The organism is Streptomyces sp. T39 (assembly GCF_008042045.1).
GTDB lineage: Bacteria > Actinomycetota > Actinomycetes > Streptomycetales > Streptomycetaceae > Streptomyces.
On record NZ_RDBP01000012.1, the window covers coordinates 17,796 to 40,569 of the forward strand.

Below are 22,774 nucleotides of genomic sequence, written 5' to 3' on the forward strand. Positions count from 1 at the left end.
CCCCGGCGCCGGCGACGACGAGTCCGCCGGCGTCCGGGGCGCGCGGCCGCAGCCCGCCCGGCGTCCGGGCCGGGGCCCGCCGGGGCGAAGGACCCCCGCGCAGGGGCTACTGCGCCCCGCAGCACTCCCCCGGGCGCACCAGTCCCGCCGGCAGGCGCTCCCCGCCGAAGACGGCGACCGTCGCCTCGTCGCCGCCGAGGGCGGCCACCGCGAGCAGCAGGGAGCCCGCCGTCCAGGTGGTGCGCTCCTCGGGCCACATCGCGCGGTTGCCCTCGAAGACGTAGCCCGTCCAGTACATGCCGTCGTCGGCGCGCAGGTGCCCGATGGACTGGAGGATCTCCAGCGCGCGGTCGGACTCGCCGCTGGCCCAGAGCGCGAGCGCCAGCTCGCAGCTCTCCCCGCCGGTCACCCACGGGTTGGGCAGCACGCACCGCACCCCGAGGCCGGGCACCACGAACTCGTCCCAGCGGGACGCGATCCGCTCCCTCGCCGCCTCGCCGGTGAGGGCGCCGCCGAGGACCGGGTAGTACCAGTCCATCGAGTAGTGGTCCTTGTCCAGGAACCGCTCGGGGTGGTGGCGGACGGCGTGCGCGAGCGCGCCGAGGGCGAGCTCCCAGTCCGGCTGCGGCTCCTCCCGTTCCTCGGCGACGGCGAGCGCGCACCGCAGAGCGTGGTGGATCGACGAACTGCCGGTCAGCAGCGCGTCGCCGACCGCGGAGCCGTCCGGCTCCCGCTTCCAGCCGATCTGGCCGCCGGGCTGCTGGAGGCCGAGCACGAACTCGACCGCCGCGTACACCACGGGCCACATGCGGTCGAGGAACGCCTCGTCGCCGGTGGTGAGGTAGTGGTGCCAGACGCCCACCGCGACATAGGCGGTGAAGTTGCTCTCCCGGCCCCGGTCGGTGACGGCGTCCGCGTCACCGTCGTGGTAGGCCGCGTACCAGGAGCCGTCGGGGTTCTGGTGCTCGGCGAGCCACGCGTAGGCGCGGGCCGCCGCCTCGTGTTCGCCCGCCGCGTCGAGCGCCATCGCGGCCTCGGTGTGGTCCCACGGGTCGAGGTGGTGGCCGCGGAACCACGGGATCGCCCCGTCCTCGCGCTGCGCGGCGAGTATCCCCGCGACGGTGCGCCCGGCCTGCTCGGCCGTCAGCACGCCCGGCAGGACGAGGTGTTCGGTGCGCCGCTCCGTCGTCACGCCTCGGCCCCGGGCAGACGGGGCAGGTGCGGCTTGGTCGCGTAGGCCACGAAGCTCTTGCCGATCAGCGGGTTGAGGGCCTGCTCGGCGACCCGGGTCGCGAGCGGCTTCTTCATGATGTCCCAGACCAGCAGCTTGTGGTACGCCTTCACCGGCAGGGCCTTGTCGTTGTCCACGCCGAAGGCGCACTTGAGCCACCAGTACGGCGAGTGCAGGGCGTGCGCGTGATGGGTGCCGTACGGGCGCAGGCCGGCCTGCTTCATCCTGGCGAGCAGCTCGTCGGCCCGGTAGATGCGGATGTGCCCGCCCTCGACCTCGTGGTAGGCGTCGGACAGCGCCCAGCAGATCTTCTCGGGGCCGTAGCGCGGCACGGTCACCGCGATGCGGCCGCCCGGCTTGAGCACCCGCACCATCTCGGCGAGGACGCCCTTGTCGTCGGGGATGTGCTCCATGACCTCGGAGATGATGACGACGTCGAACGACTCGTCGGGGAACGGCAGGTTGAGCGCGTCGCCCTCCATCGCCGTGGCGGTGGCGCCCTCGGGGGCCTCGCCCGCCTCCTTCATCGCGGCGAACCACTTGGCGACCTCGCGGATCTCCTCGCCGTTCTGGTCCAGGGCCACGACCTGCGCGCCCCGCCGGTAACACTCGAACGCGTGCCGGCCTGCGCCGCAGCCCAGGTCGAGCACGCGGTCGCCCGGTGCGAGCGGAAAGCGGGAGAAGTCGACGGTCAGCACGGGGGTCTGCCTTCCTGCGGGCGGAGCGTGAGGGGTTTCTCAGGGGGTGCGGACGGAGGTCCGGGACGCGGCGATGGCCTCCCGGTAGCGCTCGGCGGTGCCGATCGCCGCCTGCTTCCAGGTGAAGCGGGCGAGGACCCGGGCCCGGCCCGCGGCGCCGAGCCGGGCGCGCAGGTCCTCGTCGCCGAGGAGCCGGCGCAGGGCGGCGGCGAGCGCGTCGCAGTCGCCGGGCGGCACCGCGAGACAGGTCTCGCCGTCCGGGCCGGCGACCTCGGGGATCGCGCCGCCGGTCGTGGCGACCAGCGGCGTGCCGGTGGCCATCGCCTCGGCGGCGGGCAGCGAGAAGCCCTCGTACAGCGACGGCACACAGGCGATCTGGGCGCTGCGCACCAGGTCGACGAGCTCGGCGTCGGTGATGCCCTTGACGAACCGGATCGCGTCCGCCAGCCCGTACCGCTCGATCAGCTGCGCGACGGGACCGTCCTCGGCGCGCTTGCCGACGACGACGAGGTGGGCGTCCGGCTGCTCGGTGCGCAGCTTGGCGAGGGCCTCGACGAGGTGCACGAGTCCCTTGAGGGGCACGTCGGCGCTGGAGGTGGTGACGATCCGGCCGGGGACCCGGGCGACGGACGGATCCGGCGAGAAGAGGTCGGTGTCGGCGCCGATGTGGACGACGTGGATGCGGTCGTCACGGACGCCGAGGTGCTCGCTGATCTCCTGGCGGGAGGAGCCGGAGACGGTGAGGACCGACGGCAGGCGGCGGGCGACGCGCTTCTGCATCCGGGTGAAGCCGTACCAGCGGCGCACCGAGGCGCGGCGTTTCCAGTCGGCGGCGGCGTCCAGGTCGAGCTGCCGGTCCACCGTGATCGGGTGGTGGATGGTGGTCACCAGGGGGGCGCCGATGTCGCCGAGGAGCCCGTAGCCGAGGGTCTGGTTGTCGTGGACGACGTCGAAGTCGCCCCGGCGGGCCCTCAGATGGCGCCGGGCCCGCAGGGAGAAGGTGAGCGGCTCGGGGAATCCGCCGGTCCACATGGTGGCGACCTCGACGGCGTCGATCCAGTCGCGGTACTCGTCCCGCTTCGGGGTGCGGAACGGGTCGGGGCTGCGGTACAGGTCCAGGCTGGGCAGCTCGGTGAGCGGGACGCCCTCGTCGAGTACGGGGTACGGCTGGGCGCCGATGACCTCGACGCTGTGGCCGAGGCGGGCGAGTTCGCGCGACAGGTGGCGTGCGTAGACGCCCTGGCCGCCGCAGAACGGGTTCCCCTTGTACGTCAGGAGCGCGATGCGCAGGGGGGCGTCGCCGTCGGCGGACGCGCCCGCGCGGGGGCCGATCTCTATGGCCTCTGCGGTCACCCACGGCCCCCTTCTCACTGCGTTCCGCCGGAGCGTAATCGGTCGCGCTAATGTAGAACAAGTTTCAGACTTGATCGTTCAAGAGCTTCGAATCTACCGGCAGGTAGTGCAACTGTGACCGGCGGATCAGGTGATTCACGCCACGACGGACGCACCGCGTGCGGCACCATGCCGGGCGGGCGCGACGCTGCGCTCCGCACGCGTCACCGCATCACCAGGGACGGAACAGATGACAGCGGAAGCCAGAGCGGCCGCGCCGGGAGCCACGACCCTCGCCGGCGGGGCGCCGGCTCTCACCGAGCGCCAGGAGGCGCGCCGGCGCCGCATCCTGCACGCCACCACGCAACTGGCCTGCCGGGGCGGCTTCGACGCCGTCCAGATGCGGGAGGTGGCCGAGGCGGCCGAGGTCGCGCTCGGGACGCTCTACCGCTACTTCCCCTCCAAGATCCATCTGCTGGTCGCCACGATGCAGGACCAGCTGGCGCATTTGCACACCACGCTCCGCAGGCGTCCGCCCGCCGGTGACTCGGCCGCGGAGCGGGTGGCGGAGACCCTGATGCGGGCCTTCCGGGCGCTCCAGCGCGAACCGCACCTCGCGGACGCGATGGCGCGCGCGCTGACGTTCGCGGACCGCAGTGTGAGCGCCGAGGTCGACGCGGTGTCCCGGCGGACGGCGGCGATCATCCTGGACGCCACCGGCCTGACCGACCCGACGCCCGAACAGCTCTCGGCGATCCGCGTCATCGAGCACACCTGGCACGCCACGCTCATCGCCTGGCTCTCCGGCCGCGCGTCCATCGGCCAGGTGCGGGCGGACCTCGACACCGTCTGCCGGCTCATCGACCTCCCCCGCACGCCCTGAGGGCCCGGCCCGCCTCCCCGCCGGTCAGGGCGCCGGCGGGACGGGCCGTATCCGGAGCAGGGTGCCCGCCCGGTTGACCAGGAGTTCGGGGATCTCGTCCTCGTAGAAGCGGACCTGGCCCACCACCCCGGGTGTGGTCGTGTGCGCGACCAGGTCGCCGACGAACGCGACGACCTCGTCGAGGAGTTCGGCGTGGATCTCCTGCCGGACGGTGAGCGCCCAGCCACGGGGCGCCGGCAGCAGCTCGCCGCCCACCACCCCGCCGATGCGGTACGCCGGTCCGCGCCCGCCGAAGAACGGCCCCGGGTCGCCGGCGCAGCCGGCCGCGTCCTCGTCGTCCCCGGCGTGCACGGCCGCGTCCTCGTCGTCCTCGGGGGCTGGTGCGAGGTGGTGGCGCAGCGCGGTGAGGACGGTGGCCGGCACCTCGCGCGGCAGGTCGAGCGAGACGTCGACGGCGAAGAGATCTCCCATGCGGCGAGCGTAGGGGCTGCCGTCCGGCTCCCGAGGGCCCACCGGCCCGGACCCGGGCCGCACCCGGCCCGGCGAGCCCGGCCGGGTGCCCCGCGGGCACGGCAGCGCGTCCCGGTGAGCCCGGCCGCGCGTCCCGCCGTCCCGGCCGTGGCCGGTGTGATCCGCGCCCCGCCGCGCTCCGGTGACCGGCCGGTACAGTGTGCGGGTCGTCATCATTGCCCGTACGGGGGGAAGCCGGTGCGAAACCGGCGCTGACCCGCAGCCGTGAGCCGCCGGCCTCCGCCGGCGGCGAGTCGGAATGCCCCGCACGCGGTCGTGACCGGCTCGTGCCGCCGGCGTCCCGCCGGCGGCCGGCACCGTCGAGGCATACGGAGCCGGAGCCTGGTGCCCTCGTGTGCCTGAGCCCGCCTCCCGCCGGAACCATCCGCAGGAGAGGCACCGCCCGCCATGACCACCGTCCGCCGCGGCTCCGCCGCATTCGCCGTCGCCGCCGTGCTGGCCGCGGCCACCGCCCCGGCGGCCGTCGCCGCGCCGTCCCCGTCGCCCTCGCCGTCCGTCGCGCTGCCGTCCGGCCTGTACGGCACGGGCGACCCGACGTACGACGGCGTGTGGCGGCAGTCGCTCGCCCTGCTCGCCCAGGACACGGTCGGCGTGGTCCCCGCCGCGAAGGCCGTCGACCTGCTGACCGGCCAGCAGTGCGACGGCGGCGGCTTCCCCTCCTACCGCGCCGACGTCTCCCGGCCCTGCGACCCCAAGCTGCCGCTGGACACCAACGCGAGTGCCGCCGCCGTGCAGGCGCTCGCGGCGCTGGGCGGCAAGGACGACGTCGTCGCCCGGACCACCGGCTGGCTGAAGTCCGTGCAGAACGAGGACGGCGGCTGGGGCTACAACCCCGGCGGCGCCAGCGACGCCAACTCCACCTCCGTCGTCGTCGGCGCGCTCCGCGCGGCCGGCGAGGACCCGGCGAAGGTGACCGCCCAGGGCGGCAGGAGCCCGCTCGACGCGCTGCTGACGTTCGCGCAGCCCTGCGACGCGAAGGAGGCGGGCGCCTTCGTCTACCAGCCGAAGACCCCCGGTATCGTCGCCGACTCCACCGCCGCCGCCGTGCTCGCCGCGAGCGGCCAGGGCATGGCCGCCACCGCGGGCCCCGAGGCCACCGGGGCGGCCACCGCCTGCACGGACGGGAAGGACCTCGCCGCCGCAGCGCGCAACGGCGCCCTCTACCTCTCGGGCGCCCTCGCGACGTCCGGCCACCTCGACACCGCGCCGATGCCCGGCGCCGACGACTCCTCCCCCAAGCCCGACTTCGGCAACACCGCCGACGCGGTCGTCGCGCTCGCCGCGCAGGGGATGCCCGAGCAGGCCGGGAAGTCCCTGACCTGGCTCCAGGGGAACGCCACCGCCTGGGCGAAGGAGACCGGCCCCGCCGCGTACGCCCAGCTGATCCTCGCCGCCCACGCGACGGGCGCCGACCCGAAGGCGTTCGGCTCCACCGACCTCGTCGCGGGGCTGAACGCGACCGGCCCGGCCCCCCAGTCGGCCGAGGACGCCTCCCCGAGCCCTTCCGGGACGGACGGGAAGGACGAGAAGGACGAGAAGAAGGACGACGACTCCCCGCTGTCCACCTGGTGGATCGTCGGTGTCTTCTTCGTCGCCGCGGTCGGCATCGGGTTCCTGTTCAGCGGACGCCGGAAGAACCAGCTCTGATGCGTCGCCGGATCCTCGCCGTCCTCGGGCTCGGCGCGCTGCTCGCCGCCCTCGCGGCCGCACCCGCGCAGGCGGCCGGCTACCGCTACTGGTCGTTCTGGCAGGGCAGCGGCGGCGCCTGGACGTACGCGACGGAGGGCCCGGCCACCGCGCGTCCCGCCGACGGCTCGGTGAACGGCTTCCGCTTCTCCGTCAGCGAGGACAGCGGCGACTCGGCGCAGCCGCGCACCGCTCCCGACTTCGCCGCGGTGTGCGCGGGCACCCCCGCGAAGGACGGCACCAAGCGGGTGGCGCTCGTCGTGGACTTCGGCACGCCCGAGGACGCCGTGCCCGGCGAGACCCCGCCGGCGGCGCGTGCCGCGTGCGCGCAGGTCGCACCGGACGCGACGTCGGCGGAGGCGCTGGCCCAGGTCGCGAAGCCGCTGCGCTACAACGGCGACGCGCTGCTCTGCGCGATCGGGGGCTACCCGAAGGCGGGATGCGGGGAGAAGGTATCCGGGAGCGCCCCGTCGGGCCCGGCCGACACGGAGGCCGGCGCGCCGGCGGACGCCGGGGGCTCCGGCCCGTCCGTGGGCGTGTACGCGGGCATCGCCGCCGTCCTCGCGCTCGGCGCGGCGGCCCTGTGGCAGTCCCGCCGCCGCCGCGGATGACCCCGCCGAACGGCCGTCCTCCGGGCCGCGGCGCCGAGGCCCGGGCCGGCGACCGCGTCGCGGACGCCGGCACGCCGGGCCACGGCCCGGACGGGCGCCACGGCGAGGACGCCCGGGCGGACGACCGCACCGCGGAGGGCTCCCGGGCCGCGGGCCGCGCCGCGGCGGACCGTCCGGCGGATGCGCGCGCCGAGCGGCTCGTGCGCAGCCGCACACCCGCGCCCGGACCGGAGCGCCCGCCGGGTGAGAGCGCCCGGACCGGTGGCCGCACAGCGGAGGGCCGTGCCCCGGGGGCCCGCGCCGCGGAGGGCCGTGACCCGAGGGCCCGCACAGTGGGAGGCCGTGACCCGGGGGCCCGCGCCGCGCGGGAGCGCCGCGTTCCCCGGCCGCTGCGCGCGCTGGGCGCGCCCGTCGCCACGCGGAGCAACTCGCTGCATGCCGGGGCCTGGTGGCTGTGGGCCGTCGGTCTGGCCGTGGCCGCCTCGCGGACCACCAACCCGCTGCTGCTCGGGCTGCTCGTCGGCGTCGCCGGGTACGTGGTGGCGGCCCGGCGGACCGACGCGCCCTGGGCCCGTTCGTACGGCGCGTTCGTGAAGCTCGGGCTGTTCGTGATCGCGGTCCGCGTCGTGTTCTCCGTGGCCCTCGGCTCCCCGATCCCCGGCACGCACCTGCTGTTCACGCTCCCCGAGGTGCCGATGCCCGGCTGGGCGGACGGCATCCGCATCGGCGGCCGGGTCACCGGCGAGCAGGTGCTGTTCGCCCTGTACGACGGGGCCAGGCTGGCGACGCTGCTGATCTGCGTCGGCGCGGCCAACGCGCTCGCCAACCCCGCCCGGCTGCTCAAGTCGCTGCCCGGCGCGCTGTACGAGGCGGGGGTGGCGGTCGTCGTCGCGATGACCTTCGCGCCGAACATGGTCTCCGACGTGCTGCGGCTGCGCACGGCCCGCAGACTGCGGGGCCGTTCCACGGGCGGGGTGGCGGCCGTCGCCCAGATCGCGCTGCCGGTGCTGGAGGGTGCGCTGGAGCGGTCCGTCGCCGTCGCCGCGTCGATGGACGCCCGCGGCTACGGACGCACCGCGCAGGTGCCGCCCGGCGTGCGCCGCACCACGGCCGCGCTGACCCTGGGCGGGCTGCTCGGCGTCTGCGCCGGGTCGTACGGGCTGCTGGCGGCCGAGGGCGCGGGCTACGCCGTACCGCTCATGGCGGCGGGGCTCGTCGCGGCCGCCGGAGGGCTGTGGCTGGGCGGTCGGCGCTCGGTGCGGACCCGCTACCGGCCCGACCGCTGGGGCGCCCGGTCCTGGCTGGTCGCCGGATCGGGGGCGGCCGTGGCGCTGCTGATGATCCGTGCCGCGTCGCTGGACCCGGCGGCCCTGCACCCCGGCGTCGTCCCTCCGACCGTGCCCGAACTGCCGCTGTGGCCCGCACTGTCGGTGCTGATCGGGCTGCTGCCCGCGTTCGTCGCCCCGCTGCCGCCCGCCGCCGCGGGCCGCACCCCGCACTCCCCCGCATCCGCAGGACCCGAGGAGCCGAGACAGTGATCCGCTTCGACGACGTGACGGTGAGGTACGGCGATGCCACCGGACCCACGCTGGAGCGGGTGGACCTGACCGTGCCGGAGGGTGAACTGGTGCTGCTCGTCGGCCCGTCCGGGGTGGGCAAGTCGACCCTGCTGGGCGCCGTCTCGGGGTTGGTGCCCCACTTCACGGGCGGCACGCTGCGCGGGCGGGTCACCGTCTGCGGACGGGACACCCGCACCCACAGGCCGCGCGAGCTCGCCGACGTCGTCGGCACGGTGGGCCAGGACCCGCTCGCGCACTTCGTGACGGACACGGTGGAGGACGAGCTGGCCTACGGCATGGAGTCCCTCGGCCTGGCCCCTGCGGTGATGCGCCGGCGGGTGGAGGAGACCCTCGACCTGCTGGGGCTCGCCGAGCTGCGCGACCGTCCGATCGCCACCCTGTCGGGCGGCCAGCAGCAGCGGGTGGCCATCGGCTCGGTGCTGACCACCCACCCGAAGGTGCTGGTGCTGGACGAGCCGACTTCCGCGCTGGACCCGGCGGCGGCCGAGGACGTCCTCTCGGTGCTCCAGCGGCTGGTGCACGACCTGGGCACCACGGTGCTCATGGCGGAGCACCGGCTGGAGCGCGTGGTCCAGTACGCGGACCGGGTGATCCTGCTCCCCGGTCTTGGCGAGGCACCGGTCGTCGGGACGCCGGCCGAGGTGATGGCCGTCTCCCCCGTCCGTCCGCCCGTGGTCTCGCTGGGCCGTCTCGCGGGCTGGTCGCCCCTCCCCCTCTCCGTGCGCGACGCCCGCCGTCTCGCCCCCGGTCTGCGCGACCGCCTCGCCGCCTCCGCCCCGGGGCCGCACGCCGACCCGTCGGCCCCTTCGCGACCGCCCGCCGCCGCGGACGGCACGAACGACGCGAGCAGGACGAGCGGCACGAACGACGCGAGCGGGACGAGCGGTACCGGGGGCCCCGGACCCGGGACCGGCTCGCTGCGGCCCGCGGGCGCCCTGCGCCGGGCGTTCGCCCGGCTGGGCGCGGGCAGCCGGCGGCAGCGGTCGGCCGCCGTGCCCGCCGCAGTCCCCGGCACCGCAGCGATCGCGCGGGTGCGGGCGCTGGGCGTGCGGCGGGCGCGGATCGACGCGCTGCGGCAGGTGGACCTGAGCGTCGCCGCGGGCGAGACCGTCGCGCTGATGGGCCGCAACGGCGCGGGCAAGTCCACACTGCTCGGCGCCCTCGTCGGCATGGTCGCGCCCACCTCCGGCACCGTCGAGGTCGGCGGGCACCCGCCCCACCGCACCCCGCCGCAGGAGCTGATCCGGCATGTCGGCCTGGTGCCGCAGGAACCGAGGGACCTGCTCTACGCGGACACCGTCGCCGCCGAGTGCGCGGCCGCCGACGAGGACGCCGGCGCGGAGCCCGGCACCTGCGGCGCCCTGGTGTCCGCCCTGCTGCCCGGGGTCCCCGACGCCACCCACCCGCGCGACCTGTCGGAGGGACAGCGCCTCGCCCTGGCACTGGCCCTCGTGCTGACGGCCCGTCCGCCGCTGATCCTGCTCGACGAGCCGACCCGGGGCCTGGACTACGCGGCCAAGGCCCGGCTCGTCGGCGTGCTGCGCGGGCTGGCCGCCGAGGGGCACTCCATCGTGCTGGCCACGCACGACGTGGAACTGGCCGCCGAACTCGCGCACCGGGTGGTGATCCTCGCCGACGGCGAGATCGTCGCGGACGGTCCGACGGCGGAGGTCGTGGTCTCGTCCCCCGCCTTCGCCCCACAGGTCGCCAAGGTCCTCGCGCCGCAGCACTGGCTCACGGTCCCGCAGGTGGCGGCCGCGCTGGGCGAACGGGGAGCGGGATGACGCGCGCCGGGGGCCGGGACGGCTCCCCCGCGGCGCGGCCGGTGCGACTGGGGCCCCGGTCGGTCGCCGCGCTGGTGCTCGTCAGCGCCATCGGCGTCGTCTTCTTCGGCTGGCCGCTGCTCGCCGACGGGGGGTCGGGGCTCGCGGCGCACTCCGGTGACGCCCCGTGGCTGTTCGGCGCGCTGCTGCCGCTGCTCGTCGCCGTGGTCGTCGCCACCGTCGCCGACTCCGGGATGGACGCCAAGGCGGTGGCGATGCTGGGCGTGCTCGCCGCGGTCGGGGCGGCGCTGCGGCCGCTGGGGGCGGGGACGGCCGGTCTGGAACCGATGTTCTTCCTGATGGTGCTGAGCGGGCGGGTGCTCGGGSCCGGCTTCGGCTTCGTGCTCGGCTCGGTGACGATGTTCGCCTCCGCCCTGCTGACCGGCGGTGTGGGCCCGTGGATGCCGTTCCAGATGCTGTCGATGGGCTGGTTCACCATGGGCGCGGGCCTGCTGCCCGGGGCGGAGCGGCTGCGGGGGCGTGCCGAGCTGGGGATGCTCGCGCTGTACGGGGCGTTCGCGGCGTTCGCCTACGGCACGGTCATGAACCTCTACGGCTGGACGATCATCACCGGCATGGCGTCGGGCCTCTCGTTCCACCCCGGGGATCCGGTGCACGAGAACCTGGTGCGCTTCCTCGCGTACGTCACTGCGACCTCGCTCGGCTGGGACCTGGGGCGGGCGGTGCTGACGGTGGTGCTGACGCTCACCCTCGGCGGCACGCTGCTGAGGGCGCTGCGCCGGGCCACCCGGCGGGCCGCGTTCGAGGCCCGGGTCACATTCGAGGAGCCGGAGCGGGCGCCCGGCGGGTGAGGCACCCCACAGGCCACAGGTCCCATAACGATCCCGCCTCGTAGGTCCCGGCGGCCGCCGGAACCCGCTCCGGTCTGCACGGACGCCGCTCTACACCCTTCGGGACGTTCGGCCGACGTGCCCCGTGGGGGTCGTATACGGCGGGTGAGGCCGGTCACGGCACGCCTCCCCGCGCCGCGGCTACAACTGTTCTCGTCGCACGGCACCGCAGGGCCCCGGCCCGGCATCCGCAGGGCGCCCGACGCCCGCGACCGGCCCGGTCCGGCCCCGGCCGCGCGACTCCCCGTCCCCGACGTCAGGAACATGTCTTGTCCCGTTCGCCGATCACCCGCTTCACCGCCCGCCACAGGTCCGTCGTCGCCGGTGCCGCCGTGCTCCTCGGCACGGCGGGCGCGGTGCTGGGGGCCACCTCGACGGCCTCGGCCGCGACCGCCTCCCCGCAGCAGATCGCGAAGAAGATGATGCCCGCCGGCCAGTACGCGTGCTTCAGCAAGATCGTCGAGCACGAGTCCCGCTGGGACCACACCGCGACCAACGCCTCGTCTGGCGCGTACGGCCTGGTGCAGGCGCTGCCGGCCTCGAAGATGGCCTCCGCGGGCCCGGACTGGAAGACCAACCCGAAGACGCAGATCGAGTGGGGCCTGGACTACATGAAGGACCGTTACGGCAGCCCGTGCGGCGCCTGGGACTTCTGGCAGGACAACCACTGGTACTGAGGCGGCCCGCCGCGGTGATCCGCCGGTGACCTGACGGCCCGGCACGAAGAGGCTCCGGAGCGACGACCGCTCCGGAGCCTCTTCGCGCGCACCCGCCGCCCGCCGCCGCGTCCACGCCCGCCGGACCGCCGGGCCGTCCCCCGGGTGGCGGAACGGCCGGGTGCGTCGGACCATGGCGGGACGCGACGATCCGTCCCCCGGGGTGCGGGACCGGCGTCCCGCCGCCCCGGGGGCTCACGCATGCGTGCGGGTCGCCGTCTGCGTCTCCCACGTCTCCGTCTCCGCCTCCGCCTCCGCCGGCCCGGCCGTCCGCGCGGGCGGCACCGAGCGGGCGGGGATCCGCAGCGCCCGCCTGCCCGCCAGGACGTAAGTGAGGCCGAAGCCGGCCCCGACCACCACCGCGCCCCCGGCCGCGTCCAGCACCCAGTGGTTGGCGGTCGCCACGATCGCACACACCGTGAACAGCGGGTGCAGCAGCGCGAGCAGTCTCATCCACAGCCGGGGGGCGAGGACGAGCACCACGAGCCCGCACCACAGCGACCAGCCGAAGTGCAGCGACGGCATGGCCGCGTACTGGTTGGTGACGGCCGTCATCGCCCCGTAGTCCGGGGCGGCGAGATCCTGCGGGCCGTGGACGGTGTCGATGTAGCCGAGTCCGGGCATCAGCCTCGGCGGCGCCAGCGGGTACAGCCAGAAGCCGAGGAGCGCCAGGAGCGTCGCGAAGGCCAGCGAGGTGCGCGCCCAGCGGTAGTCGGCCGGGCGGCGGACGTAGAGGACCCCGAGGACCGTGAGCGGGACCACGAAGTGGAACGACGTGTAGTAGAAGTCGAAGAACGCCTCCGCCCACGGCGCCCCGACCACCAGGTGGTTGACGCCGTGCTCGATGTCGATCCCCAGCGCGGTCTCCAGGGACAGCACCTGCCGGGCGTGGGACTCGGCGGCGTCCACGCTGCCGGTGGCGGCAGCCCGGATGTGCGAGTAGACGGAGTAGCCGGCCCGTGTCACCAGCAGTTCCAGCAGCAGGTTGGGGCGGCTGAGGGCCCGGCGCCAGAACGGCAGCAGCGGCACCCGGCGCAGGCGCGCGGGCACCGGCCGCGCGTACTCGGTGGGCGCCGGACGCCGGAAGTACGGGGAGTCGAGGGTGAGGAACGGGACGGCGCAGGCGGCCGCGAGGGCGGCGATCAGCAGCACGTTGTCGCGCAGCGGATGCAGCGGCACCAGGTTGGGCAGCAGCATCGTGCCCGGCAGGGTCATGGCGAGGACCACGAGGACGGGCCACAGCATGCGGTCGCCGGCGCGTCTGCCGACCCGGCCGGCGACGGCGAGCAGGATCCACAGCAACTGGTGCTGCCACGTCGTCGGCGAGACGGCGACGGCGACGCAGCCGGTGATCGCGACGGCCAGGAGCAGCTGGCCGTCCCCGGCGTACCGCACGGCGCGGCGCAGGCCCAGCACCACGACGGCGGTGGCGAGCACGGCACAGAGGGCGATCTCGGGCGGCCCCTGGAGGCCGAGGCGGAGCAGGGCGCCGTGCAGGGACTGGTTGGCCGGGCTGTCGGGGCTCGCGCCGAGTCCGGCGCCGGCGACATGGTGGATCCAGTAGGTCCAGGAGTCCCCGGGCAGGACGGTCCAGGCGAGGGCGGTGAGCCCGGCGAAGGTGCCCGCCGCGCCCGCCGCGGCCCGGCGGCGGCCGGTGAACCACAGCAGTGGCGCGAAGAGCAGCACGGTGGGCTGGAGGGCGGCGCCGAGGCCGACGAGCAGACCCGCGGATCTCTCGCCGCGCGCGGCGAAGCAGCCGAGCAGCACCAGGAGCACCGGGATGACGCTGGTCTGCCCCAGGTGGAAGCTGTTGCGCACGGGCAGCGACAGCATCAGCAGGCTGATGGCGACCGGGGCCGCGAGCAGGGTGCTGCGGCGCGACACCGGCGGGGGCAGGGCCCGCGACGCCACGAGCCCGATGGCGACGACCAGCAGCAGCGTGCCGAACGTCCAGGCCACGCCGAGACTCTGCTGCGCGGCGCCGGCGAACGGTCTGAGCACGAGCCCGGCGAACGGGGTTCCGGTGAAGCGTCCGGCGTCGTAGAGCGAGCCGCTCACGTGGAGCACGCCCTCCGGGCCGATCCAGGTCTCCAGGTCGGTGAGGCGTTCGCCCGGGGGCCGGGTCAGGACGGCCGCCGTCTGGCGCGCGGCGAGGACGGCGGCGACCAGCCAGAGCACCGCTCTGGCCGCGCCGATTCCCGGGCCGGCCGTCCTGCCGCGCACGCCGTGTTCCGCGTTCACCACCTCGCGCCGCGCCTCCCCACCGTTCGTCCGTACGCCCGCAGGGTGTCCACCGGGCGTCGCACCGCCCGGTGGAGTCCCAGGCACCCCCCTCTTCGCCTGGGCGTCACCCTGTCAACTGTCCGTTTTCCGCTTCCCGGCCGCACCCGGAGGCGGCACCGGGCGGGAACCGCCCGGCGGGCGGCCCCGTCACAGGAGGTATGCGGGGGAACATACAAGAACGCAGCGTGCACGCGCGCATGCTCACCGTGATGGCCGTGCTGCTGGCACTCCAGTTCGGTTCGCTGGTCGCGCCCGCCCATGCCTGCGGCTGCGGCGCGATGATCCCGGACAGGAACGCGCAGATCTCGGTCGGCCGGGAGACCTCGGTCGTGGCGTGGGACGGCCGCACCGAGCAGATCGTCATGCGGTTCACCGTCGGCGGGGACGCCCCGAGGGCCGCCTGGATCATGCCGGTGCCCGGCCGGGCCGAGGTGGAGCTCGGGGACCCCGCGCTCTTCGACGAGCTGGTGCGGGCCGCGGCTCCCGAGCACCGGGAGCGGTACCACTTCTGGCCCCGCGGCGGCGACTGGCCGTTCGACGACGTGGACGGCGCGGGCGCGGCGGCCCCCCTCCCGGGCGCCGCCGGTGTGGACGTCGTCGGGCGGGAACGGCTCGGCGACTTCGACGTGGCACGGCTGGCGGCCACCGATCCCGGGGCGCTGGCCGGCTGGCTGGACGAGAACGGCTTCGACCTGCCGGACGGGCTCACGGACGACCTGCGGCCCTACACCGAGCGCGGCTGGGAGTACGTGGCGGTCCGGCTCGCGCCCCGCGAGGAGGGCGCCGTGCTGCGGGGCGCCCTGGACCCGCTGAGAATCACCTTCACCAGTGACGAGCCGGTCTACCCGATGCGCCTGTCGCGCCGGGCGGCGACGCCCCAGTCCCTGGGCCTGTTCGTGCTGGCAGCGCACCGTATGGAGCCGGTCTCGTCGATCGGCGGCCGGGAGCCGGAGGTCACCTTCGCCGGGAAGGTCGCGCCGACGGGGGCGGTGGGCCGCCTCACCGGAGGGGAGGAACGCTTCCTCACGGTGCTCGACCAGAGCTTCCCCGAGCCCGGCAGGATCGACGGCGACCACGCACTGCGCCCGGCCGCGCAGGACACACCCTTTCGGCGGGTGGTGTTCGAGGACGAGCTGCTGACGTTCGCCGGGATCCCGGTGTGGCTGCTGACGTCCGGCGGCGCCGCGGCGCTCCTGGCGGCGGTCGCCGCGGGGGTCCTGCGGGCCCGCCGCCGGCGTCCCGTCGCACCGCCCGCCCCGGTGACCGTGCCGCCCCCGGCCGGCTGACCGGAACGGCCCGCGGTCCGCGGGCCCGTGGCGGCCCCGGTACGCCCTCTGCCGGGCCGCCGCCTGGAATAGGTTGGGCGCATGACGACTCAGGACAGGTGGAACGCGGTCGACCGCTACGTCACCGATCTGCTGGTGCCCGCGGACGAGGCGCTCGACGCGGCGCTCGCGGCGAGCGAGGCGGCCGGACTGCCGCCGATCGCGGTGGCCCCGAACCAGGGCAAGTTCCTGCATCTGCTGGCCCGGGTCCAGGGTGCGCGGCGGATCCTGGAGATCGGGACGCTCGGCGGCTATTCGGCGATCTGGCTGGCGCGGGCCCTGCCGGAGCACGGCCGGCTGATCTCGCTGGAGTTCGACCCGGCGCACGCCGACGTCGCCCGCGCGAATCTGGACCGGGCGGGGCTCGGCGCGGTGGCGGAGGTGCGCACGGGCGCCGCGCTCGACCTGCTGCCCCGGATCGAGAAGGAGCCCGGCGCGGGCCCGTTCGACCTGGTCTTCGTCGACGCGGACAAGGTGAACAACCCGCGCTACGTGGAGTGGGCGCTGCGGCTGACCCGCCCCGGCAGCCTGATCGTCGTGGACAACGTCGTCCGCGGCGGCGCCGTGACGGACGCCTCCAGCCAGGACCCGGCGGTCACCGGCACCCGTGAGATGTTCGAACTCGTCGCGAACGAGCCCCGGCTGGACGCCACCGCCGTCCAGACCGTGGGGGTGAAGGGCTGGGACGGCCTGCTGGTGGCCCGCGTCGTCGGGTGACGGGCCCGCTGCGGCAGGATGGGCGGCATGAGCATCGTGAAGATCAACGTGCTGAGCGTCCCGGCCGAGCAGCGGGAGACGCTGGAGAAGCGGTTCTCCTCGCGGGCCGGGGCCGTGGAGTCCTCCGACGGCTTCGAGTGGTTCGAGCTGCTGCGCCCCGTGGAGGGCACCGACCAGTACCTCGTCTACACCCGCTGGCGTGACGAGGCCGCCTTCCAGGCGTGGATGGAGGGCCCGATGAAGGCCGCCCACCAGGGCGGCCAGGGCGGAGACGCGGGCGGTGAGCGGCCGAGGCCCGCCGCCTCCGCCTCCACGCTCTGGTCCTTCGAGGTCGTCCAGCAGGCGGCGCCGAAGACCGTGTGAGACGGAGCTCCGCCGGGACGGGCGGAGCCGTCCCGGCACGGCCGCTGCCTCGGGCCGGACCCCGCGGTACGGGGTCCGGCCCGAGGCAGCGGGTCCGGGGCGTGCGGCGGACGGCGCTGCTTGCGCAACCCGCCCCGACGGCCCCGGGGGGCCGTGTCCGCCGCCTGCGGCGAAGGCCCTCACGCTCCCAGCAGACGCTGGGTGACCTCCCGGTAGGTGCGCAGGGTCTGGCGCAGCTCCTCGGTGTCGGCCTGCTCGGCCGCATCCGGGTCGCGGTGCCAGCCCTCGCGCAGGGCACGCCGGCGCTTCTCCAGGGAGGCGACGAGCTGCTTGCCCGCGTCGTCGAGCACGGCGTCCGCCTCCTCGACGGAACTGCGGGGCGCGTCCACGAAGTGGGCGAGGGCGTGGTGGAGCCGCTCGTCCAGGCGGTCCCGCTCGCCGTCGGCGAGCAAGGTGTCGTGCCGTGCGCCGTGCTGCGTGCCCGGGTGGCCGGTGTGGTCCGTGTGACCCGCGCGCCCGGCGAGGTCCGCGCGCTCGGCCTGCCCCGTGGGTACCGCCGGCTCCTGCCCGCGCGGCGCGGCGGGGGTCGCGAGGGTGCGTCCCTCGCTCCTGCCCGTGGCACCGGGGTCTCCGGGCGGAGGGGCGGACAGCGGCGACTCGGCGAGCGGCGTGGCCGTCACCGGTGCCGCGGGTGCGTGGCCCGTGGTGTCGTGCTCCCGGGGCGTCCGGGCAGCCGGGTTCCCGGGGGCCGTGCGGGCGGCCGGGGCGACGGAGGTCTTCTCCGTGCCGTGCCCGGCGGCCGGCGGACCGGCGGTGCCGAGGGGCGCGCCGGCCGGCCGGCCCGTCTCCCGTGCGCCACCGGCCCGGTCCGCACCCCGTCCGGTCATGGACGCGGGTCCGTGCCGGTCCGGGTCCGTCGCGGCGGGCGGCGCGGGCGGCGGTCCTGCCGCGAGCATCTCGTCGGCCGGGCGCCGGCCCGGGGCGCGCCCCGAGGGGGCGGTGGTCTCCGGGACGCGCTGCGCCGGGACCGTGTCACCGGTCGCGGGCGTCGGCGGGTACTTCTCCGGCTGGTCGTCGCGGTGGTTCATCAGATGCCACTCCCCTTCGGCTTGAGGACGTTCGGCCGGCGCATGGCGGTGTCCTTCGGTGCGCGCTGTCCCTGGCGGGCGGGCGAGGCCGCGGCCCGGCCGTCCGTCAGCTCCTCGAAGAGGGCACGCGCGTGGAGCATCGCCTCGCGCAGCTCCTCCGTGGACGCCGCCTCGCTGTGGGCGGTGCGGCGGGCCTCACGGAAGCCCTCGACGTGGTGCGGGTGGTGCACCGACAGCGCGGCGGTCTGCTCCTCGTAGCGGTCCGCGCCGGGGAAGCCGCGGGTCTCCGCGATCCGGGCCAGCAGCTGGTCGGCGTCGGCGACGGCCTGCCGCGGCGCGTCGACGAAGCGCTCCTGGAGCGTCGTCCACTGGGCGGTGTACTCCTCGCGGACCTTCGGCTCCAGCGGCAGCGGCTTGAGACCGCCGTACCGCTCGACACGGTCCCGCAGCTCCCGGTCGGCGGCGGCGTCGTCGCCGTCGTGCCGGGCGAGGGTCCGCTCGTATTCGGGACCGAAACGCCTCCGCAGGGAACGCGTTCCGCCGCCTCGGCCCATGCGCGTGTACAGCAGGGCTCCGGCGGCCAGTGCCACGGCGACGACCGCGGCGATGATGAGAACTGTCATCAGGGCTGACATGACTGCCTTCCTGGTCCGTCTCTCCTGGTTGGCCTTCCGTAACGGTGTGCACGAGCGCTCGTCACTGCGGATTGCCGCTAATTCGCGTGCCAAACCGGCCCGCCGCCTGTTAGGGACGTCCCATGAGCCAGTGGACCCTCGCCCCCGAGCCCTTCGACACCGCCGACGCGACCGCCCTGCGGCGCGCCTACTACGGGGACGTCGCCGGCAGTTACTGGCGCCGCCCCGCCACCGACGCCGAGATCGACGAAGGGCTCGCGGGCGACGGCGCGGAGCGCCTGGCCCCGCCCACCGGCCGGTTCGTCGTGGGCCGCTACGGCGACGAGCCCGCCGCGTGCGGCGGCATCCTGATGCTGGACGGCGGACGGGCCGAGCTCACCCGGGTGTTCGTGCGGCCGGGCTTCCGGGGCCGCGACGGGGCGCGGCTGCTGATGGAGCGTCTGGAGGGGGAGGCGCGCGGCCTCGGCGCCCGCCGCATGGTGCTGAACACCCGGCTCGACCTGCTGCCCGCCAGGTCGCTGTACGTGCGCCACGGCTATGCGGAGATCCCCGCGTACTGCACGGGGCCGTACATGGACATCTGGTACGGCAAGGACCTGTAGGGCGGCGGGGATCCGCGGGACGGGCGGCGCGGCGCGGCTGGGGGACCATGTCCGGCGTCCACATGCTGCCCATGGTGTTCGGCCTGCTGCTCACCTCCACCCTGTCCGGCCAGCTCGTCAGCCGCACCGGACGGTGGAAGGTGTTCCCGATCGCCGGCACCGCCGTCACCGCGATCGGCCTCCTCCTGCTCCACCTGCTGACCGAGAACAGTTCCGACTGGCAGCTCGGCATGTGCTTCTTCGTCTTCGGTGCGGGTACTCGGCCGCGGGGCGTTCGTGGTCCTGGCGGACGTGGTCGTGCGGGCCCTCCGCGTCGGAGCCGCAGAGTTCGGCGTTGAGCTCGCGCACCAGCTGGATCAGGTCGGTCGGCCGGTCCGGTCCCCACCAGTCGCCGAGCAGCTCCGCGAGGGACTCCTCCCGGGCGTCGGAGAGCCGGGCGGCGACCTGGGCGCCCTCGTCGGTGAGCATCAGGTCGAGCCCTTCCCGGCGGGCCAGGCCGCGGCCCTCGATCTGCCGGGCGGCGTCGGTGATCGCGCGCAGGGGCACGGGGGTCTGCTCGGCGAGACGGGCCGGTTCGACCACTCCGTGGCGCCGGATGCGCAGCAGCAGCCAGCCGGACGCCGGGAGCATGTCGTACCCGGCGCGGGCGGTGATCTTCTCGTAGATCCGCTTGCGGCCCTCGCGGGAACCGAGGACGGACAGGGCGCGGGCGACCTCGTCGTGCGAGGAGCGTTCGACCGGGTTGGAGGCGAGGGTCTGACTGGTGTCGGGCGCGGTGACCGAGCCGCGCAGCGTGTCCTCCTTGAGGAAGAAGGCGACGACGAAGGCGACGACCACGACCGGCACCGCGTAGAGGAAGACGTCCGTGATGGCCGTCGAGTAGGCGTGCAGGACGGACGGGCGCAGCTGCGCCGGCAGTTCGGCGATGGCCCGGGGGTCGGCGGCCAGTTCGGCGGCGCCCGCGCCCGGGGGCACCTGCTGCCCCGCGAGCGCGTCGGTGAGCTTGTTCTCCAGGCGGTTGGTGAAGACGGTGCCGAAGATCGCGACGCCGAAGGAGGCGCCGATGGAGCGGAAGAACGTCGCCCCCGAGGTGGCCACGCCCAGGTCCTCGTAGCTGACGGCGTTCTGCACGACGAGGACCAGGACCTGCATGACCAGGCCGAGGCCCGCGCCGAAGACGAAGAAGCACATGCCGAGCTGCCAGTCGGAACTGTTCTCGGTCAGCAGGTGGAGCAGGAGGAGGCCGATCGCGGTGACGGCGGTGCCGGCGATCGGGAACACCTTCCACCGTCCGGTGCGGCTGACGAGCTGGCCGGACAGGGTGGAGGTGAGCAGCAGGCCGAACACCATGGGCAGCATGTGGACGCCGGACATGGTCGGCGACACGCCGCGCACGACCTGGAGGAATGTCGGCAGGTAGGTCATCGCGCCGAACATCGCGAAGCCGATGACGAAGCTGATGACGGCGACGAGCGTGAAGGTGCGGATCCGGAACAGCTTCAGCGGCAGCACCGGTTCGGCGGCCCGGCGTTCGACGGCGACGAACGCGACCAGCAGCACCGCCCCGAGCAGGGCCAGTCCGATGATCTGGGGCGAGCCCCAGGACCAGGTGGTGCCGCCCAGCGAGGCGACGAGGACCAGACAGGTGGCGACCGAGGCGATGAGGAACGTGCCGAGGTAGTCGATGGTGTGCCGCTGGGACCGGACGGGGATGTGGAGGACCGCGGCGATGACGAGCAGCGCGACGACGCCGACCGGCAGGTTGATGTAGAACACCCAGCGCCAGGTGAGGTGTTCGGTGAAGAAGCCGCCGAGCAGCGGCCCGAGCACGCTGGTCGCGCCGAAGACGGCGCCGAACAGGCCCTGGTAGCGGCCGCGCTCACGGGGCGGGACGATGTCGCCGACGATCGCCATCGACAGCACCATGAGGCCGCCGCCGCCGAGTCCCTGGACGGCGCGGAAGGCGATGAGCTGCGGCATGTTCTGTGCGATGCCGCACAGGGCGGAGCCGATGAGGAAGATGACGATGGCGGCCTGGAAGAGCTTCTTGCGTCCGTACTGGTCGCCGAGCTTGCCCCACAGCGGGGTCGCCGCCGTCGAGGCCAGCATGTAGGCGGTCACCACCCAGGACAGATGGTCCATGCCGCCGAGCTCGCTGACGATCGTCGGCAGCGCGGTCGCGACGATCGTCTGGTCGAGCGCGGCGAGCAGCATGCCCAGCAACAGGGCACCGATGGCGACGAGTACGGCCCGCCGGCTGTGTCCCTCGCCGGGGGCCGGCAGCGCCTCTGCGGAGCTGACTTCCTGGGCCATACCGCGTCTCCTTTGCGCTCCTCGGGTGCGCTTCCCATCCATCGTGGTGGCTGGGACCGCTTATGGCCTGCCGAGAGACCGCCCGGCGGGCGGGGGGCGTCCGGCCGGAAACGGCCGGGATACGGGTGCTGCCGTGGGGAGGGTCACATGCACGCTGCATAATTTGCGGCATTCCAAGGGGAGGGGACCGGCCATGACCGGAAACACATGCCAGGAGTGCGGCAGACCGCGGGCCGCGGCCGGCGGCACGGGATTCGCCTGCACCTGCGCGGGCGCCGCGGGGGGCGGCGACCGCGGGGCCGACCCGTCGGCCCGTCCGGGACGGGGGCGCACGACGGCGGAGGAGATGGCCGCGGCGGAGGACTTCGATCCGCTGCGCATCCGCCCCTACGTCACGCTGGAGGCGCTCGACACCTCCGACCGTCCGCCGGCCCCGGGGCCGGCGGGGCCCCCGGGCCCGTCCCGTCCGCCCGCGGGCGGGACGGGCGCCGGCGGCGCGCCGGGGTACACCGGGTACGGCGGCACCGGCGGACAGGCCGGGGACGGGCACCGGCCCTCCCCGCAGGGCGCTCCCGCCGCTCCCGGCTCCGGCGCGCCCGGCCGGCACGGGCAGCACGGCCCGGACCCGTACGCGCCCGGCGGGGAGCAGGGCGACCATCCGACCGCCGTGCTGCGTCCCGTCGCCGCCCCGCTGCCCGCCGAGATGCCGGCCGCGGCGGGCGCCTGGCGTGCGGACACCCAGGAGCTGCCCCCGGTCACGGGCCGGGACGCCGCCGCCCCGGCGGCGGGCCCGGCGCGGCGGTCGCGGCGGCGGGGAGCCGCGGCGCTCGCGGCGGTCGCCGCCTTCGCGGTGGCGGGCACGGCCGCCTACGCCTCCGGGCTGTTCGACGGGGACGACGGCAGGGACCGGGTGTCGATGCCGGACCGGGAGAACGGCCCGAGCTTCGCCCTGGGCCCGGACGCCCCGCTGGAGCCGCCGAAGCCGACCGGCTCCCCGTCGGCCTCGCCGTCGCGGACGGCGAAGCCCTCGCCGTCCGCGTCCGCCTCCGCCTCGCCGTCGGCCTCCGCGTCGGCGACCCGCTCGGCCCCGGCCACCAGCGCCCCGGCGGCCCCGCCCGCTCCCACGCCGACGGCCCAGGTGACCGGCACGGTGTCGGAGGAGCCCTCGGACGACGCGCCAGGCACTCTGCGGCTGGGCGACACCGGTTCGGACGTGCGGGAGCTCCAGCTGCGGCTCCAGGAGATCTGGCTCTACTCGCGGGACTGGCAGACCGACGGCGTCTTCGACACGAACCTGGAGAACTCGGTCAAGGTCTACCAGTGGGACCGCGGCATCAAAGGCGACCCGCTGGGCGTCTACGGGCCCCAGACCCGGCGCGCCCTGGAGGCGGAGACGAGGGAGCCGCGGAGGCGGTAGCGAAGGCTCCGCCGGGGGCGGAGTGGCGCGGACGCCGGTCTTTTTGTATCGTGAAGGAACAAAGTGGTTCCGCCCGTATTCCCTGACCG

20 protein-coding genes, 1 pseudogene and 1 riboswitch are annotated in these 22,774 nt (G+C 75.3%); of the genes and pseudogenes, 13 read left to right on the plus strand and 8 right to left on the minus strand.

All coding sequences use genetic code 11. From position 1 onward, the window contains the following. Window positions 1-106 precede the first annotated feature (106 nt). Genes EAO77_RS00970 through EAO77_RS00980 form a run of 3 tightly spaced genes read right to left on the minus strand, consistent with a single transcriptional unit; the run spans window position 107 to window position 3,282 of the window. Window positions 107-1,192, minus strand: coding sequence for a prenyltransferase (locus EAO77_RS00970; protein WP_147986244.1), 1,086 nt, complete (start codon window positions 1,190-1,192; stop codon window positions 107-109). Then, window positions 1,189-1,929 carry a class I SAM-dependent methyltransferase gene (locus EAO77_RS00975; RefSeq protein WP_147986245.1) on the minus strand — a complete coding sequence of 247 codons (741 nt, stop codon included), beginning with the start codon at window positions 1,927-1,929 and terminating at the stop codon, window positions 1,189-1,191. The genes EAO77_RS00970 and EAO77_RS00975 overlap by 4 nt, the downstream gene beginning before the upstream one ends. A gap of 39 nt (window positions 1,930-1,968) precedes the next feature. Then, window positions 1,969-3,282: a glycosyltransferase family 4 protein gene (locus tag EAO77_RS00980; protein WP_147986246.1), complete on the minus strand. Its 1,314-nt coding sequence runs from the start codon at window positions 3,280-3,282 to the stop codon at window positions 1,969-1,971. A 229-nt stretch (window positions 3,283-3,511) separates the two neighbouring features. Here EAO77_RS00980 and EAO77_RS00985 point away from each other — a divergent pair, with 229 nt between their 5' ends. Next, window positions 3,512-4,144: a TetR family transcriptional regulator gene (locus EAO77_RS00985; RefSeq protein WP_147986247.1), complete on the plus strand. Its 633-nt coding sequence runs from the start codon at window positions 3,512-3,514 to the stop codon at window positions 4,142-4,144. A 24-nt stretch (window positions 4,145-4,168) separates the two neighbouring features. Here EAO77_RS00985 and EAO77_RS00990 read toward each other — a convergent pair whose 3' ends face one another. After that, on the minus strand, window positions 4,169-4,615 hold the full coding sequence (locus EAO77_RS00990; protein WP_147986248.1) for a hypothetical protein: 447 nt from the start codon (window positions 4,613-4,615) through the stop codon (window positions 4,169-4,171). A 227-nt stretch (window positions 4,616-4,842) separates the two neighbouring features. After that, window positions 4,843-4,919: riboswitch (cobalamin riboswitch) on the plus strand. A 143-nt stretch (window positions 4,920-5,062) separates the two neighbouring features. On the opposite strand from EAO77_RS00990, the gene EAO77_RS00995 reads away from it, so the two are divergent. From EAO77_RS00995 to EAO77_RS01020, 6 genes are all read left to right on the plus strand, one after another. Next, a complete protein-coding gene (locus EAO77_RS00995) occupies window positions 5,063-6,322 on the plus strand; it encodes a prenyltransferase/squalene oxidase repeat-containing protein (RefSeq protein WP_147986249.1) in 1,260 nt (419 codons plus the stop codon). Further along, a complete protein-coding gene (locus EAO77_RS01000) occupies window positions 6,322-6,972 on the plus strand; it encodes an SCO2322 family protein (RefSeq protein ID WP_147986250.1) in 651 nt (216 codons plus the stop codon). Before EAO77_RS00995 ends, EAO77_RS01000 begins: the two co-directional genes overlap by 1 nt. A 389-nt stretch (window positions 6,973-7,361) precedes the next feature. Beyond that, window positions 7,362-8,510: a CbiQ family ECF transporter T component gene (locus EAO77_RS01005; protein ID WP_147988864.1), complete on the plus strand. Its 1,149-nt coding sequence runs from the start codon at window positions 7,362-7,364 to the stop codon at window positions 8,508-8,510. Continuing rightward, the gene (locus EAO77_RS01010) at window positions 8,507-10,336 is read left to right on the plus strand and encodes an ABC transporter ATP-binding protein (protein WP_147986251.1); all 1,830 of its coding nucleotides are present in this window, start codon (window positions 8,507-8,509) and stop codon (window positions 10,334-10,336) included. Before EAO77_RS01005 ends, EAO77_RS01010 begins: the two co-directional genes overlap by 4 nt. Continuing rightward, window positions 10,333-11,187, plus strand: a complete 855-nt coding sequence (locus EAO77_RS01015; protein WP_147986252.1) for an ECF transporter S component — start codon at window positions 10,333-10,335, stop codon at window positions 11,185-11,187. Before EAO77_RS01010 ends, EAO77_RS01015 begins: the two co-directional genes overlap by 4 nt. Before the next feature lie 308 nt (window positions 11,188-11,495). Beyond that, window positions 11,496-11,903 (plus strand): transglycosylase SLT domain-containing protein, encoded by a 408-nt coding sequence (locus EAO77_RS01020; protein ID WP_147986253.1) that lies wholly within the window; start codon window positions 11,496-11,498, stop codon window positions 11,901-11,903. A gap of 234 nt (window positions 11,904-12,137) precedes the next feature. Here EAO77_RS01020 and EAO77_RS01025 read toward each other — a convergent pair whose 3' ends face one another. Beyond that, on the minus strand, window positions 12,138-14,186 hold the full coding sequence (locus EAO77_RS01025; RefSeq protein ID WP_187283081.1) for a bifunctional glycosyltransferase 87/phosphatase PAP2 family protein: 2,049 nt from the start codon (window positions 14,184-14,186) through the stop codon (window positions 12,138-12,140). Between the two features lie 236 nt (window positions 14,187-14,422). Between EAO77_RS01025 and EAO77_RS01030 the strand changes: the two genes are divergently transcribed. The 3 genes from EAO77_RS01030 (at window position 14,423) to EAO77_RS01040 (ending at window position 16,630) form a co-directional block, all read left to right on the plus strand. Then, window positions 14,423-15,511, plus strand: a complete 1,089-nt coding sequence (locus EAO77_RS01030) for a DUF2330 domain-containing protein (RefSeq protein WP_147988866.1) — start codon at window positions 14,423-14,425, stop codon at window positions 15,509-15,511. A gap of 81 nt (window positions 15,512-15,592) precedes the next feature. Beyond that, complete coding sequence (locus EAO77_RS01035) at window positions 15,593-16,267, plus strand: O-methyltransferase (RefSeq protein WP_147986254.1); 675 nt, start codon at window positions 15,593-15,595, stop codon at window positions 16,265-16,267. A gap of 27 nt (window positions 16,268-16,294) precedes the next feature. Continuing rightward, window positions 16,295-16,630, plus strand: a complete 336-nt coding sequence (locus EAO77_RS01040; RefSeq protein WP_147986255.1) for an antibiotic biosynthesis monooxygenase family protein — start codon at window positions 16,295-16,297, stop codon at window positions 16,628-16,630. Window positions 16,631-16,809: 179 nt separating this feature from the next. On the opposite strand, the gene EAO77_RS38365 is transcribed toward EAO77_RS01040, so the two are convergent. Next, complete coding sequence (locus tag EAO77_RS38365; RefSeq protein ID WP_187283082.1) at window positions 16,810-17,718, minus strand: hypothetical protein; 909 nt, start codon at window positions 17,716-17,718, stop codon at window positions 16,810-16,812. Beyond that, window positions 17,718-18,341, minus strand: coding sequence for a hypothetical protein (locus EAO77_RS01055; protein WP_261993752.1), 624 nt, complete (start codon window positions 18,339-18,341; stop codon window positions 17,718-17,720). Before EAO77_RS01055 ends, EAO77_RS38365 begins: the two co-directional genes overlap by 1 nt. A 134-nt stretch (window positions 18,342-18,475) precedes the next feature. Here EAO77_RS01055 and EAO77_RS01060 point away from each other — a divergent pair, with 134 nt between their 5' ends. Together EAO77_RS01060 and EAO77_RS39675 are read left to right on the plus strand one after the other, a co-directional pair. Beyond that, the gene (locus tag EAO77_RS01060; protein ID WP_147986259.1) at window positions 18,476-18,955 is read left to right on the plus strand and encodes a GNAT family N-acetyltransferase; all 480 of its coding nucleotides are present in this window, start codon (window positions 18,476-18,478) and stop codon (window positions 18,953-18,955) included. 44 nt (window positions 18,956-18,999) lie between these two features. Next, window positions 19,000-19,212, plus strand: a pseudogene (locus tag EAO77_RS39675) (EmrB/QacA family drug resistance transporter); the annotation flags it as partial. Here the strand turns inward: EAO77_RS39675 and EAO77_RS01070 are convergent. Next, window positions 19,121-21,268 (minus strand): MDR family MFS transporter, encoded by a 2,148-nt coding sequence (locus EAO77_RS01070; RefSeq protein WP_261993753.1) that lies wholly within the window; start codon window positions 21,266-21,268, stop codon window positions 19,121-19,123. The pseudogene EAO77_RS39675 and the gene EAO77_RS01070 sit on opposite strands and share 92 nt — an antisense overlap. Window positions 21,269-21,461: 193 nt before the next feature. Here EAO77_RS01070 and EAO77_RS01075 point away from each other — a divergent pair, with 193 nt between their 5' ends. Then, entirely contained in the window at window positions 21,462-22,685 is a 1,224-nt protein-coding gene (locus EAO77_RS01075) for a peptidoglycan-binding domain-containing protein (RefSeq protein ID WP_147986260.1), read from the plus strand. The last annotated feature ends 89 nt before the right edge of the window (window positions 22,686-22,774 follow it).

Coding starts and splice junctions, on each gene's coding strand:
- EAO77_RS01040 (WP_147986255.1), top strand. CDS start 16,295: ATGAGCATCGTGAAGATCAACGTGCTGAGCGTCCCGGCCGAGCAGCGG.
- EAO77_RS01055 (WP_261993752.1), bottom strand. CDS start 18,341: ATGACAGTTCTCATCATCGCCGCGGTCGTCGCCGTGGCACTGGCCGCC.
- EAO77_RS00995 (WP_147986249.1), top strand. CDS start 5,063: ATGACCACCGTCCGCCGCGGCTCCGCCGCATTCGCCGTCGCCGCCGTG.
- EAO77_RS01060 (WP_147986259.1), top strand. CDS start 18,476: ATGAGCCAGTGGACCCTCGCCCCCGAGCCCTTCGACACCGCCGACGCG.
- EAO77_RS38365 (WP_187283082.1), bottom strand. CDS start 17,718: ATGAACCACCGCGACGACCAGCCGGAGAAGTACCCGCCGACGCCCGCG.
- EAO77_RS01035 (WP_147986254.1), top strand. CDS start 15,593: ATGACGACTCAGGACAGGTGGAACGCGGTCGACCGCTACGTCACCGAT.
- EAO77_RS00985 (WP_147986247.1), top strand. CDS start 3,512: ATGACAGCGGAAGCCAGAGCGGCCGCGCCGGGAGCCACGACCCTCGCC.
- EAO77_RS01030 (WP_147988866.1), top strand. CDS start 14,423: ATGCTCACCGTGATGGCCGTGCTGCTGGCACTCCAGTTCGGTTCGCTG.
- EAO77_RS01070 (WP_261993753.1), bottom strand. CDS start 21,268: ATGGCCCAGGAAGTCAGCTCCGCAGAGGCGCTGCCGGCCCCCGGCGAG.
- EAO77_RS01000 (WP_147986250.1), top strand. CDS start 6,322: ATGCGTCGCCGGATCCTCGCCGTCCTCGGGCTCGGCGCGCTGCTCGCC.
- EAO77_RS01075 (WP_147986260.1), top strand. CDS start 21,462: ATGACCGGAAACACATGCCAGGAGTGCGGCAGACCGCGGGCCGCGGCC.
- EAO77_RS00990 (WP_147986248.1), bottom strand. CDS start 4,615: ATGGGAGATCTCTTCGCCGTCGACGTCTCGCTCGACCTGCCGCGCGAG.